Annotated in this window: 9 protein-coding genes and 3 pseudogenes; 11 read left to right on the plus strand and 1 reads right to left on the minus strand. The window is 57.8% G+C overall.

All coding sequences use genetic code 11. The features are described 5' to 3' along the window. Positions 1 to 170: 170 nt before the first annotated feature. Positions 171 to 1,496, plus strand: a complete 1,326-nt coding sequence (gene ltrA / locus ACVMB1_RS02275; RefSeq protein WP_244558912.1) for a group II intron reverse transcriptase/maturase — start codon at positions 171 to 173, stop codon at positions 1,494 to 1,496. 891 nt (positions 1,497 to 2,387) lie between these two features. Next, positions 2,388 to 3,143, plus strand: a complete 756-nt coding sequence (locus ACVMB1_RS02280; protein ID WP_069280007.1) for a hypothetical protein — start codon at positions 2,388 to 2,390, stop codon at positions 3,141 to 3,143. 419 nt (positions 3,144 to 3,562) lie between these two features. On the opposite strand, the pseudogene ACVMB1_RS02285 reads toward ACVMB1_RS02280, so the two are convergent. Next, a pseudogene (locus tag ACVMB1_RS02285) lies at positions 3,563 to 3,839 on the minus strand (phospholipase effector Tle1 domain-containing protein); the annotation flags it as partial. A 1,125-nt stretch (positions 3,840 to 4,964) separates the two neighbouring features. Here ACVMB1_RS02285 and ACVMB1_RS02290 point away from each other — a divergent pair. From ACVMB1_RS02290 to ACVMB1_RS02330, 9 genes and pseudogenes are all read left to right on the plus strand, one after another. After that, the gene (locus tag ACVMB1_RS02290; RefSeq protein ID WP_256558518.1) at positions 4,965 to 5,099 is read left to right on the plus strand and encodes a hypothetical protein; all 135 of its coding nucleotides are present in this window, start codon (positions 4,965 to 4,967) and stop codon (positions 5,097 to 5,099) included. Between the two features lie 117 nt (positions 5,100 to 5,216). After that, positions 5,217 to 5,573, plus strand: a complete 357-nt coding sequence (locus ACVMB1_RS02295; protein ID WP_141713651.1) for a hypothetical protein — start codon at positions 5,217 to 5,219, stop codon at positions 5,571 to 5,573. A 472-nt stretch (positions 5,574 to 6,045) separates the two neighbouring features. After that, a complete protein-coding gene (locus ACVMB1_RS02300; protein WP_456848172.1) occupies positions 6,046 to 7,329 on the plus strand; it encodes a cystathionine gamma-synthase family protein in 1,284 nt (427 codons plus the stop codon). Between the two features lie 388 nt (positions 7,330 to 7,717). Next, positions 7,718 to 7,972, plus strand: coding sequence for a plasmid pRiA4b ORF-3 family protein (locus ACVMB1_RS02305; RefSeq protein WP_253587753.1), 255 nt, complete (start codon positions 7,718 to 7,720; stop codon positions 7,970 to 7,972). 200 nt (positions 7,973 to 8,172) lie between these two features. Next, positions 8,173 to 8,388, plus strand: a complete 216-nt coding sequence (locus ACVMB1_RS02310; protein ID WP_253587752.1) for a hypothetical protein — start codon at positions 8,173 to 8,175, stop codon at positions 8,386 to 8,388. A gap of 134 nt (positions 8,389 to 8,522) precedes the next feature. Then, positions 8,523 to 9,437 (plus strand): hypothetical protein, encoded by a 915-nt coding sequence (locus ACVMB1_RS02315; protein WP_245314070.1) that lies wholly within the window; start codon positions 8,523 to 8,525, stop codon positions 9,435 to 9,437. 105 nt (positions 9,438 to 9,542) lie between these two features. Then, positions 9,543 to 9,901, plus strand: a pseudogene (locus tag ACVMB1_RS02320) (peptidase S10); the annotation flags it as partial. Positions 9,902 to 10,918: 1,017 nt separating this feature from the next. Then, positions 10,919 to 12,880, plus strand: a pseudogene (locus ACVMB1_RS02325) (putative bifunctional diguanylate cyclase/phosphodiesterase). Further along, a complete protein-coding gene (locus ACVMB1_RS02330) occupies positions 12,859 to 13,155 on the plus strand; it encodes a hypothetical protein (RefSeq protein ID WP_069280000.1) in 297 nt (98 codons plus the stop codon). The pseudogene ACVMB1_RS02325 and the gene ACVMB1_RS02330 overlap by 22 nt, the downstream one beginning before the upstream one ends. Positions 13,156 to 13,246: the final 91 nt, after the last annotated feature.

Genomic DNA, 13,246 nt, shown 5'->3' on the forward strand with positions numbered 1-13,246 from the left:
TGAGAAGGGTCTGACGACCGGGTGGAAGTCAGACTGACCGATAGTACTCCGAGGACGGGAGAGCCGGCCACATGGGGAAGCGGTCAGCGGTAGTTGAATTGTTCTTGGGCGACATGGGCTCCATTCAATGGGAGTTACGGCCTTCTATGCAAAGAGAAGATCAGCTGACCATGGAAACGAAACTTGAACAAATAGCAGTGAAAGCTCGGCGCGAGACAAATCTTCGCTTCACCTCGTTGGCCCATCACATCACGCGCGACCGAGTGCAAAAGAATCTATTACAGATTCCGAAGCGCTCCGCCGCCGGGGTGGACGGACAGACGGTGGAGGCGGCGAAGGAGAGCTTCGAGGACTGGATAGGGCCAATGCTCCAATCCATCCATCGCCAGGGATATCGGGCGCCGAACATTCGGCGGGTCTATATCCCCAAGCCCGGTAAGACGGAGAAGCGCCCCCTCGGGGTTCCAACTGTCGCCGACCGGGCGCTCCAGCGCAGCACGGCTGAGGTGCTGGCCGCTATTTACGAGCAGGACTTCTTACCCTGCTCGTTCGGCGGCAGGCCGAAGCTCAGCGCCCATCATGCCTTGGCGACCCTCAATGAGGTGATCGCCGGCGGCATGATCAGCTGGGTGTTGGAGGCGGATTTGAAGAACTTCTTCGGGAGTCTCGATCATGATCGGGTCCTCCGGTTTGTCGAACATCGAGTCGGTGATCCGCGCCTGATCAGCTTGATCCGGCGCTGGTTGAAAGCGGGCATCCTGGAAGACGGAGCGGTGCACCCGAGCGAACAAGGAACGCCACAAGGCGGATCGATCAGTGTGCTTTTGAGCAACCTCTACCTTCATTACGTTCTCGACCTCTGGTTCGAACGCGTGGTGAAGGGTCGGTTGCGGGGCGAAGCCCGACTGGTGCGCTATATCGACGACTTTGTGATCTGCTTCCAATATCGATCGGACGCCACCCGCGTACAGGAGGCCTTGCGTCTTCGGTTGGGGAAGTTCGGCCTCACTCTAGAGCCGACCAAGACCAAGTTGGTCGAGTTTGGTCGGTTCGCGCAAAGACATGCGGGCAAACGCGGTAGAAACCGCCCGGAAACAATCTACTTTCTGGGGCTGACGCTCTATTGCACGCGAAACCAAAAAGGCAACTTCAAGGTTGGGATGCGCACCGAGAAATCTCGGCTAAAGCGCAGCCTTATGTCTCTGCAGGAGCTGATGCGGCAAATACGGCATTACAAGATCAGTGACCAGGCCGATGAAATCAACCTCGTCCTGCGCGGCCACTATGGCTATTACGGCGTCGCCGGAAATCTCCGGAGCCTCGTAAAAGTCTATCGGGCCGTGGAGCGTTACTGGCGCGGAATGCTGCGCAGCCGCAGCTGGGCAGGACGACGCCTCACTTGGGACGCCTTCAACCAAATCAAAGAACGGACACCGTTGCTGAAGCCTAAGCTGCGCCTCCCTTATCGGGAGCTGCAAGCGCTTGCAGTGCTGTGAACCAACTGTCGAAGAGCGTCGGTGCGGGAAATCCGCACGCCACGTTCTGTGGGAACCGGGGGCGGGCGACCGCCGGTGACCCGGTGGGAGAGTCGCGAGACTCCCCCTATCCCGATTCGCCGTGTTCATGTCCCTTGTTATGCTGGCATGCGTAGCCCGAGCCCGAACTTCATGCGGAGTTGAAAAAGGGCCAGTGTAGATGCCTCCAGCCTCTCACTTACAGCGTAAGCTGACGCAGGTCTCTTCCGACAACGATGTTGCCTCCATTGTCGTCCGAACCGCTTCCCTCCATACGTCGGGTGCCGCGTTGTTATCACCCGCAGGCACGAAATGATTGAGAACAAGTGTTTTCACGTTCGCCATCGCTGCGATGCGGCCCACAGTATCCGCGCGGGTGTAATGGCTCTCACAACGGCGTCCAGACCGGGTTCGTACGACGCTTCGTGCACTAGATAATTAACTTCCTTCGCGAAGTCAGCGAGCGGCGGAAAACTGGAATTTGGACGCATAGCTCTCGATGGAGACGGCGGCATCGACAACAGTCTGCTACGGACAGGCTCGACTGCAAGGATTGAGACCTTAGTATGTTGGAAAGCAGACAAAGCCAACACAGCATGGTGCGAACTGTCGACTATTGCTTGGCACGAAGAATGCAAACCCTAGCTATGCCTAGGGGCTTCTCCAGGCTTGGCTACCATTGCAAGTTGAGGCCGTGGCTGGCCGCTGAGTTTAGCGGCGCGTGACATAAATCAAGAGGGCGTCTGCTCGGCCGATACCGACGGGCGTCTTGTCACGTTGCCGCTAACTTCCAACGGCGTGAATAGCGTTTCGTGGTGTGTTTAGAGCAGAATGAGCGGGACGCGCTGGAGAGGGCGCGAAAGACCTCGGAAAATGAACGCAGAGAACAACTTCGCGGCCCGGCTCCTTGACGCCGGACGCCTCGCAGCAATCGCGCGTATATGCGGCCTGAAGGCGGATGTTTCATACTACGTCGACGAGGCGCTCAAGGAGCTTTGGCGAACCAGGTCGCCGGAAGAAGCAAAGGCGATCGCAGAGCGTTGGGTCTTATGGGACGCAAAGGGGAAGCCCTGGCCGCGCATGCCCCCACTGGAAAACGTCGTCCCGTTCAATCGGACCGGCGCGACAAAGATATGGGCCGTAAATCGGCCGAGGACGCCCTTGCAAGCAATCCGCGACTGGTTCGAAAAACAAGATGAAGACGTGCGATGCGAAATCGCCGGCATGGCGGCGCTTTTGATCTTCGAAGGTGGCAATCTTCTCGATTTCAGCAGCCAGGAGTGGTGTGACCATTTGCGCCGATGGCTGAGTGAGACGGGGCTACCAAACCATAAGATCATCGGCCGCGCTCTGACGTTTCGCACCTGTTTTGAGTACTTCTCGGAGAGGAGGTTCACCGAAGCAGCGTGGACGCGATCCCAAGAGGCCGCTGTGAAAATCCTTGAAGATGCTGGCCTTGCCCCAAACTCCGAAGCTGCGAGTCTTGCACCCATCGCCCAAAAAATGCTGGAGACCTTGCCAGCGCGGAAATGCCGCTGGATCGAAGTGGGCAAGTCCTGGAGCAAATTAGCCGATACCAGTCTGGCACCCCGGGCCCTCAGGGTTTGGAGCGCCTCGTATATGGAATAAGATCGCGGGAGGCGCTTGAATGTATGCTCGGCGCTGTGCCGGTCCAAGCAACTAAGCGGTCAATGTCTGAGCGGCTCGTCGCGCACATGAGTAGTATCGCCAGCTATCGTCGTCGCAAGCCAAATCGCGCAGGCTTATCTTTCAGGCGGACGAGACCGAGCAACCGATAGGCCTTTGAGAGGTTGCCAAAATGGTGAGCCACGGTTACCGACAGGGCAACTCGGGATCGTCGTTGATCAATCGCGCGAAAATGGCGCCCTCGCGTTCCACCAGGCGCTTGAGCCCCAGCAAAATATCATCCGTGCAATAGGCAAGTTTGGGGCGCTGGCCGGGATGACGGCGCTGGCGCCTGATTGTTTTGCCTTCTCGCTGGCGCTCGTGAACGCCTCCAAGCGGGCGAACGCCGGCAGCGCCGGCACTCCATATTTCTCGCGAATCGCCTGCTCGAAGCGTTCAGCTGCATATTGATCACGTGGATATCCGGCGCCATGCTCAAGCACCACCGTGACGAGCGACCTCCGTAGCGATGTCGTCCACTTGCTTCCGGAAGCGCATTAGGGGACCTGTTGGTGTCTTGGTCGGTACCCCGCAAAGCATAAGCAAGTTCGCCAGGCTGCGGACGGTGTAAGCACCGCGACTAAAGCCAATAAGGAAGATTCGATCACCGGGTTCGTAGTGGTTGATGATGAAGGCGTAGTGCGCGAAGACGTAGCATACAGAGCTGGTCAAGATTCATGTTCGCAGCTGGTCTGGCTCGTTTCGGCACCCCGGCCATTTCGCGTGTCAGGCCAATTTCGTCCTTGCCGGATCAAGCGCAGTTATTAAGTCTGGCGACAGATCGAGAAGCCATAGAGCGGTAAGGAATGTCCCGAGGTCATTCCAGCGTCACCCGTTTCGACCTTGCGTAAGGTCGGCAGCGATACGCCAAGCCGCCCTGCGAGGCCTTTAAGCCGAGACTCCGCCAACCGAGCCGCCTCTTTATGAGCGGCCCCAGCAACTATTTGGGGGCCGGTGGAGGCAGTTGCTGGGGCCATCTACCAGCCCGCGTGGGGCGCGGGCAGGTTGCTGCAACCCTTCAAATAAGCAGGATAACGGCTGTTATTGCGATCGGGCTAAGTCCTAACGCGACGATTCCCGCGCGGAAGAGAACTTCGGCCATGAGCACACTCCACACTTACGGGCCATGGTAGTTGTGCGTAGTAACATTACTCGCGCAAAGTGCAGTATCTGTCAACCTATTCTAGCGCTTCTGGCTGCAAATACTTGCTTGCTATCCCGCCGTGGGCTCTGGCTCGGCGGCCAGTCAATTTCATCGCGGCCTCATTTGCGAGGTGTAGTAGCCACCGAGGAGCAACAATTTCTCTGCGCAATTGCGGTGCGCGGCTTTCCTGATCGTCGTTCGGGAAGCGCTGACAAGCCGTCGCGGTATCCCGCTTTGATTTTGACAGTGATCCACGCTGATGAAAGAGGAGCGCCAAAGAACAGAAAGAAGATTGAATGGAAACTCCTGACCGATGTTCCGGTGCAATCGCGAGGGGTGCGATCGAGAAACTCGAATGATATTCTCTGCGATGGAAGATTGAGGTCTTCCACAGATACTCAAATCCGGCTGGAGGGCAGAGGACTCGCAACTGCGGACTACTCAGCGATTGACGAATCTAATCTCACTGTTCTGCATTGTGAGCTGGCGCATTTTTTGGATGACGATGCTCAATCGTTCAGCGCCAAATGTCTCACCGGAATTTGCGCTGACCAAAGCTGAAATCCAATCGCTTGATCGGCTCGTTAAAGACAGATCCAGTCAGCACCCAACGAAAGACATTGTCGCATTATCTCATCAAGATCGCCAGGCTCGGCGGCTATCTCGCCCGCGCCAACGATGCGCAACCAGGGAATCTGATCGTGTGGCGCGGACTATCGCGATTCATCGATATCGCAACGGCAGCGAAACTCTGACTCAAAAATGTGAGTAATCGTAAGCTTCTTCGTCAGCTTACCGACAGGTAAGTGCTTCAGAGGTTACAACGTATCGTAGTGGACCGAGTCTACTCGGTCCTGGCAAGGGAGTATGGAATGGATCCCTTTGAGGCAGGGCAGATTCTGTGCGGCGATGGGGTCCCTTCGAACGAACGAGAGGGGCAGGAAAACGAGGCCGGGGCGCAGTGGGACGGAGTGCTGACAAGCTATGACGCGGCAGATTCAGCTCATGCGGAGGGCGACCAAGACCAGACGGTTGAAAATTGGGCTGCCGAACGGGACGTGGGCCCACTCGAGGATCGAGAAGAAGCCTTAACGCGATTAAATCTCTCCGAGAGAGATCAACATCTCGATCTCGGATCGTTATCCCTGACCAGTCTGCCCAGATTTTCGACCGACCTCAGGCAAATCGACGTTTCCTTCAACCGGCTAACCAGACTGCCCGATAGCTAGCCTGCCCGCCACCCTCGGGCGCCGAACGTCAGTCACAACCAGCGGACCAACTTGCTCGCCCTTCCGGCCGTGCTCGCTTATCTCAACGCGAGTGATAACCGACTAGCGAGCCTGCCTGAGGCCCTTCCTCCTGCGCTTCAGTTTCTCGACGTCAGCTACAATGAGTTGCCGAATCTGCCGGAGATCCTCTCTGATGCGCTCCAGTATCTCGAGGTCAGCGACAATCAATTGACGAGTCCGCAGGAGGGCTTACCCGCTATGCTCCGTACTCTCGCCGTTAGGCGCAACCAGCTAACCAGCCTACCCGAAACCCACTGACGCAGTTGAGCGCTGGTGCCGAGTTAGATCTGTCTGGAAATCCGCTGCCGGAGCAGGTGCCGGCAAACCTGCATACAGGCTCGATTTTGTGAGCACCAGTGTACCACCGATTCGGCCCGCAACGCGCGGCGAGCATCGGAACAGCGAGGCAACCATGGTAAAACCGTTCCCGTCGAAGACCCATATCGGCAACCATATGCTGCATCCGGAAACCCTGATGCTGACCTATGGCTATGATCCGCAATTGTCGGAGGGCGCCATCAAGCCGCCGGTGTTCCTGACCTCGACCTTCGTGTTCAAGACCGCCGAAGACGGCCAGGACTTCTTCGATTACGTCGCCGGCCGGCGTGAGCCGCCGGAAGGCATGGGGGCGGGCCTCGTCTATTCGCGCTTCAACCACCCCAACAGCGAGATCGTCGAGGACAGGCTCGCGGTCTACGAGCACACCGACAGCTGTGCACTGTTCTCCTCGGGCATGGCGGCGATCGCGACCACGATCCTCGCCTTCGTCCGGCCCGGCGACGTCATCCTGCACTCCCAGCCGCTCTATGGCGGCACGGAGACCCTGCTGACGAACACGCTGGCGCGCCTGTCGATCGGCGCGGTCGGCTTTGCTGACGGCATCGATGAAGCCTCCGTCAGGCAGGCCGCAGAGGAGGCGATGGGGAGGGGGCGGGTTTCGATGATCCTGATCGAGACCCCGGCCAATCCGACCAACGGCCTGGTCGATATCGCGATGATCCGCCGCATCGCCGATTCTATCGGCAAGGCCCAGGGACACACGCCGATCATCGCCTGCGACAACACGCTGCTCGGCCCGGTGTTTCAGCGGCCGATCGAGCACGGTGCGGACCTGTCGCTGTATTCGCTGACGAAATATGTCGGCGGCCACTCCGACCTGATCGCGGGCGCCGCGCTCGGATCGAGGGCGATCATCAAGGGCATCAAGGCGCTGCGCGGCGCCATCGGCACCCAGCTCGATCCGCATTCGTGCTGGATGATCAACCGCTCATTGGAGACGCTGAGCCTGCGCATGGAAAAGGCCGATGCGAATGCGTGCCTGGTGGCGGGCTATCTGCGAGACCACCCCAAGGTCGCCAGGGTTCACTATCTCGGTCATCACGAGCAGGCCTCGCCCTCGGGGCTGGTGTTCGCGAGACAATGCCTGGGCGCGGGATCGACCTTCTCGTTCGACATCGTCGGCGGCAAGGAGGCGGCGGTGAAATTCCTCAATGCGCTGCAAATCCTCAAGCTGGCGGTGAGCCTCGGCGGCACCGAGTCGCTCGCGAGCCTGCCCGCGACCATGACCCATTCCGGCGTTCCCGCCGACATTCGCCAAAAGATCGGCGTGCTCGATTCCACCATCCGGCTGTCGATCGGGATCGAGAACCCGTCCGATCTGATCGCGGACCTCGCGCAGGCGCTGAACGCGGCTTGAGCGGGGGATCACAGCGGATTGGACGCGCGGCACGCTGACATGACGCAGCGTGCGGCCTCATTGCTCTGCGCGCCCGAAAGCTGTCGCATGAGGCAAACGTAATAGCATTGCTGGATGCGTTCAGCAGGGAATCGCCGGCAGGCCGTTAATCTCACTCTATTTCGAGCCATTCGGAGACGGCGCGACCCGTGGGCCAACAAACGAAACCAACTCGCAATTGCCGCCCGATCCCGTGCCCGACCGCGATCACCGCCCTTCGGATCGCCGGAGGCTTCCGCTGTTACGGTTGACGAAGCGCCCGAGTATAACGTTTAACCGTTTCAGGTTTTGGGCTTTTGATGCGTCGCCTTGTTGTACCCGTCACCTGCTCCTTGATAGGCTACATCTGATGCTTCAGGCGGCATTTGGCTGGACGAATAGCCACCTCTTCGAGTTCTTCGCTGGTGAGGTCCGTTGGGGGATACCTGGTCCCTACAACGATTACGGCCACCAGCCCTTGGACGCCAGCAAAGCGCGGCTCTGCGATATCGTTCAAGAGACCGGCGCCAAGACGATCCATTATCTCTATGATGGCTCGACGCATGTTGTTCTGCCGTCCAGCCTCAAGTTCACAGATCATCCCGTCGCACCATCGAGTCCCTGATTTTACCCTCGCTGAACGTGAGGACAGAATGCGATCATCGGTTCGTCCAGAAAGTTGGACGCCGTGGCGACGATGGGGCACGAATTGCATTTGTTCGAGTCGTATCAAGCGGTCAGCCCCTCAATTACGAAATCGCGAAAACCGCAACGATTTTCAGAGAGAAATCGTCGACGGGACAAAAAGTCACTCAAGCACTGCGCTTGGCGGAGTTCTTCCGCGCCTGCGCGGTAGGCACTAACTTTGACTTCGGACATAGCCGTCGCTTCGTTGCATTTGCGATCTCGCCGTTCGAGGAGTGGATCTGGGATATCTCCGACCGAATGTGGGAGGAGGATCCCTATCAACGGCGCATCCTAAACGCCGGAGAAGCAATCAAAGATGCTCGAGGATCGACGGTTACCGCCACCGACGACTGACGGAGCTCAGGGTTGAGCCGCAAGTTTTCACGCAATGAACCATCGAAGGGGCTTGAATCGTGCGTCGCGTCATATTGTACAGTCTCAGCTCGTTGTTTGCGGCCGGACTCGGAATGGCTCCAGTACGACTTACCATGCATAACCGGACTATCAGCTCGTCGAGTATCGAATCGCTCTCGCATGCAAGGGAAATTGGTGAAATCGAGTACTCAGTAAACAGTGCCGCGCAACCTGATACAGATACCCCGAGGTTTGTGGACGTGCTTGCAGACATTCAGTCGACGCCGAATCCGAACGCTAGTTCGTCTGCGGCGGCAGCACCGTCGTACTTCCTCGCTCAGCGACCTCCTGTCATCGAGATCACAAGGTCTCAATTCAAAGACAAAATGAAGGATTTTCATGGCGCTGAAATCAAGCATATCGCGGCGAACTCACAAGAGTACTCGCCTTTCGTATCTTCAAAAGCTGCGCGTACGGCAAGTCTGGCTGAGGGCACCGGTACGGCCAGAAGACATACCGACGACGCTCGATATTTCAGCTATGAGTTAGGCAACGAAAGCGTTGGGCTTCTAAGGACAGAAGCTGGATTTCAGATGAATGAGGTATTCGAAGGCGAAAAGTGGCGGGAACTGTTTCCCGGGCGAACTGAAATCACATCCACCACAGCTCTTCGGCTTAGTCATCCGCTTGTCGACAACGCGGGGGATATTCTGCTGGAATGTCAACTTCGGCGCGATGGCGAGCGACCATTGATCAATTCCACTCCGGTCAGTCTGGAAGCGCGATCCCGCCTCGCGGCGATGGGTTTTGTTGAGGTGGATGAAGCCAACATGGTGCTTGATCCTGCCCAGCGTCCCGATAAGTGGACTAGGAATGCTGATGGTGAATGGCAGCGTGCAAATAAACCTGAACTGTACCTTTCTAAATCATGGGATGCCAAGGATGGCGATGACGAGAGCGTTGTAAGTATCTCGACCGAGTCGTGCGACGATGACGTTGATGTAGATGAACTCACTCGCGCGCTCGACGAACTCCTTGCCCAACAATAGACAGTTCGCCCGATGTTCCGGCAGCAACCATTCTGCCTTTCTAGGTAGCATGTCATCTTGGCTGAGGGTATTTGACTTCTTGCGATCCTTGAGGAAAGAAAGCCGGCCAAGCTTATGTGCGCGGCCGTTGATGTCCTGACGCGCAGGCTCAACTGGCGACCGGACGGTTCCACTGCTCAACGGCGCGGTCTGGCGGCACTGGAGCTTCCGCAAGGGCAGTGCCCCCGCAGTCGCTATCGGTACTGCGCCAGATCCTCGCGAGGGACGCGAAGATGAACGTGTTGATCGGGCACGGTCTGTTCGATCTTATTACGCCCTATTTCGGTTCGAAGATGGCGCTCGATCAGTTGCTACCCTTCGCCTCGGAGCGGCGGGTCAAATTCGTGGTCTATCGGGGCGGCCACATGTTCTATTCACGCGTCGCGCCAAGCCTTCGCGCAGAGACTGACGCGATGATGAAGTGAGGCGTGTGTTTATCAAGCTGACGGCGAGCTAGCTCATGGGGGTTCGCGTTTTGTGTGCATAGGAGGTCGGTGCTCCTTAGCGCGAGACCGCAACTGAAATGCTAGTCCAAATATAAGACCCGCGCCGGACCAGCCGAGATGTCCCGGAGCGTGGTGGCGGCTTCGTGCTGGTGTTCGAAGCGGCCCCAATAAGGCTCGCCGCGAGCACGGCGCGGTCTCTCCTAGCGCTCGAAGCCGAACGAGCGCTTTTCGGACAAACGGTTCCTGGAATTGGTCGATATACTCGGCATGGCGACGCTCCCAGGCCAGTGTCCTGTCGCGACAAGAAAGAGTCGGCTTGGATGGCCTGCGAGAGCGCCTAGCCCGGATGTGGTGAGCCTCAGGCTTGTACGAAAGGGACGCTCCGTCAGCGACGACGAGGCATGTCGGGCAGTTTTGCGCGCGGTCATTGAAATTGAAAGAAAGCGTCATCGCGGCGTCAACTGACGGCGATCAGCTCCAGATGTCCTGCGTTTCTTTTTGCTGCGCGGGCATCCAACCGGGTTGTCGAGTTTTGATTGCGTGGACCGACGGGTCGAGGAGGCTGGCTCGATCGAACAAAAGGGATCAACGGCACCTCTGCCGAAACTTATTGGCTGGCGTGCAGTGCAGTAAGACAGCGAACTGCGAGGGCCACGCAAAGAGAAGGTCGTCGGGGCAAGCGGCTCAACCGCGGAATGCGCGCGTCGCCAAACCTTGGTCGAGCCCGATCGATCTCACACCTCGCTGTTTCATCCAGATGGCGCTGAGGCTGTCATCACGCGAGTTAACTCGAACTAGCGATCTATCAAAGCAATAGGTCTGTACGAAACGAACGGAGTTGCGCAGTAACCGGCCAAACCCTCAGCAATGATTCCTGCGCGCCGTCAGGCGGCGCTAGGCGGCTGGTACAATCAAGAGTTTATCTTTTGTCAAAGATTTGCCGCGACCTTCCGGAGCTGGCGCCAAACGTTATAACCAGTCCTGCGGGGTCCCTGAATGCGAGCATATCTGAGCTCCTGGCTCTCGAAGCTCCTAGCCGGAGAATTGGCGGCATTTGGCGGGCCGGCCACCGATGAAACGGTTGCAGGATACATTCGTGCCGAGCAGGTCTCCCTCGTGCTTGGCTATTCGCTGGGCATCATGATGGCCAACGCCTGTCAATGCGACCGTACTCGCCATTGCGCTTTGGCATTCGCCAGACAGAAACGTTGCCCTGATCTGGGCGGCGACTGTCGTCTGCGGCGCGCTATCGATAGGCCTGAAAGCGCGTTCATCACGACTGATGACGAAGCCCCAGTTCGTGTCGCGCCAGGCCATGCACCGGTTGGTACGGAATGCGCTGGTTCTCGGAACTGCCTGGGCAATTGTGCCGGTGGCTTTCTTCGCGAATGCCTCCAATGGCGGGCAGCTCGTCATAACGTGTCTCTGCTCTGGAATGCTTGCAGGTGGCGCATTCGCCTTCGCCACGATTCCGGTGGCGGCAGTTGCGTTCACGGCTCCGATCTTTGTGGGTACCGCAATTTGCCTCGGCAGAAACGACGATTTCGCCTATCTGCTCGTCGCTATTCTGGTCGTGGCCTATGGCTTCGTACTCCTGCCGGCGTTTTCGCCAATTCCTTCGCGTTTACCAGACGCACGATTGCTCAACTGGAGGCCGAAAGGAGGGGGCGACGGGATCCGCTGACCCAACTGCCGAACCGTTTTGCCTTCAATGAGTGCCTCGAAGGTGCCCTCAACAGGCTCGCCCGCACGGGCGAGGAGTTCGCGGTTCTTCTCCTCGACCTCGATCGCTTCAAGGAAGTGAATGACAAATTCGGCCATCCCGCTGGCGATGACTTTCTCGTGCAGACCGCGGCGAGACTACAGCGATGCGTACGGCAGACTGATACTGTTGCGCGCATCGGCGGCGATGAATTTGCCATTGTTATGACCAATCTGACCAAGGTTGAGGATGCCTTCGAAGTCGCCGAGCGGTTTGTCGGCGCCTTCGCCGAACCATTCGCCATCGAAAAATGTGAGATCGCGGGAGCGACCAGCATCGGCATCGCAATGGCGCCGCGCGATGGCGACGTACCTCATGAGCTCCTGAGGAATGCCGACATTGCGCTCTATCGCGCCAAGCAAGCGGGTCCGGGAACGATCTGTTTCTATGAGATCTCCGATGACAAATCAGCGCACGAGCACAGAGCGTTGCAGCAGGATCTGGAGCTCGCGATCGACAGAGACGAGCTATTCCTTCTTTACCAACCATTCTTTGATATTCGAACGGACCGCGTCACCGGCTTTGAGGCCTTGCTGCGCTGGCGGCATCCCGTCCGTGGGGTAATTTCCCCGACCGAGTTCATCCCAATCGCCGAAGAGACCGGACTGATCCACGGAATCGGTGAGTGGGTGGTGCGACGCGCCTGCGCGACGCTGTCGAACTGGCCGTCTGACCTCAGGATCGCCGTGAATTTTTCGGCAGCTCAGTTCCATAACGTCAGCATCCTTGAGACAATCGTGCAGGCCCTCTCCCAAGCCAGAGTTGCTCCTCATCGTCTCGAAATCGAAATAACCGAATCGATGCTGATCTCGAAGTACGCGCCGGCATCATCGATCCTGAACGCACTCCTACAATTGGGAGTGACGGTGGCACTTGACGATTTCGGGACGGGATATTCGTCGCTGACCTATTTACTGAAACTGCCTTACACTCGCATCAAGATCGATCAGTCCTTCATACGAGACATGTTGAGCCGACCAGAGAGCGCGGCGATCGTAAAATCAATCATCACACTGACGCAGGACCGGCAGATCGGCGTGGTCGCCGAAGGCGTCGAAACCGCCGAGCAGCTCGACTATTTGCGAAAAGCCAATTGTGACGAAGTGCAAGGATACCTCATCGGTCGGCCGGTCGCGGCCGACGAAATCTTTGCTCTGCTCGATCAAGACAAGCGATGGTCGACACCAGCCGCTTGAATGACGGGGCGCCCTTCGTCATTCCGATGGTGGTAAACACCCGCATCCTAAGTGGAACAGACGCCTGGCCTGCTGGAGTAGCCATCAGAACCGATGACAAAGGTGTGGTGGAGCTAGCTTTCTCCAAATTCAAAGTTGCCCAAATTGATTGCCTAATGCGGCATTGGGACGAGATTCGCCACCTCTCTGAGGTCGATCAATCGTGCTTTGGCAGATTGCTGTGCGAGCCGGAGGGAGGCTGGGGAGAAAAGGATTTGCGGGCGCGTGACGCCTAACGTAGAACCTAGAGCAAGTCTGAGAGGTGTCGGATATCGTAGGCCGTGGACTCGGGCGAAGCATGCACGGCGCGTAGGCAGATCACCGTCG

Source organism: Bradyrhizobium sp. USDA 4504 (genome assembly GCF_054063995.1).

Excerpts from the sequence above, each read along its gene's own strand:
- ltrA (WP_244558912.1), top strand. The coding sequence starts at position 171 with ATGGAAACGAAACTTGAACAAATAGCAGTGAAAGCTCGGCGCGAGACA.
- ACVMB1_RS02280 (WP_069280007.1), top strand. The coding sequence starts at position 2,388 with ATGAACGCAGAGAACAACTTCGCGGCCCGGCTCCTTGACGCCGGACGC.
- ACVMB1_RS02295 (WP_141713651.1), top strand. The coding sequence starts at position 5,217 with ATGGATCCCTTTGAGGCAGGGCAGATTCTGTGCGGCGATGGGGTCCCT.
- ACVMB1_RS02300 (WP_456848172.1), top strand. The coding sequence starts at position 6,046 with ATGGTAAAACCGTTCCCGTCGAAGACCCATATCGGCAACCATATGCTG.
- ACVMB1_RS02305 (WP_253587753.1), top strand. The coding sequence starts at position 7,718 with ATGCTTCAGGCGGCATTTGGCTGGACGAATAGCCACCTCTTCGAGTTC.
- ACVMB1_RS02315 (WP_245314070.1), top strand. The coding sequence starts at position 8,523 with ATGCATAACCGGACTATCAGCTCGTCGAGTATCGAATCGCTCTCGCAT.
- ACVMB1_RS02330 (WP_069280000.1), top strand. The coding sequence starts at position 12,859 with ATGGTCGACACCAGCCGCTTGAATGACGGGGCGCCCTTCGTCATTCCG.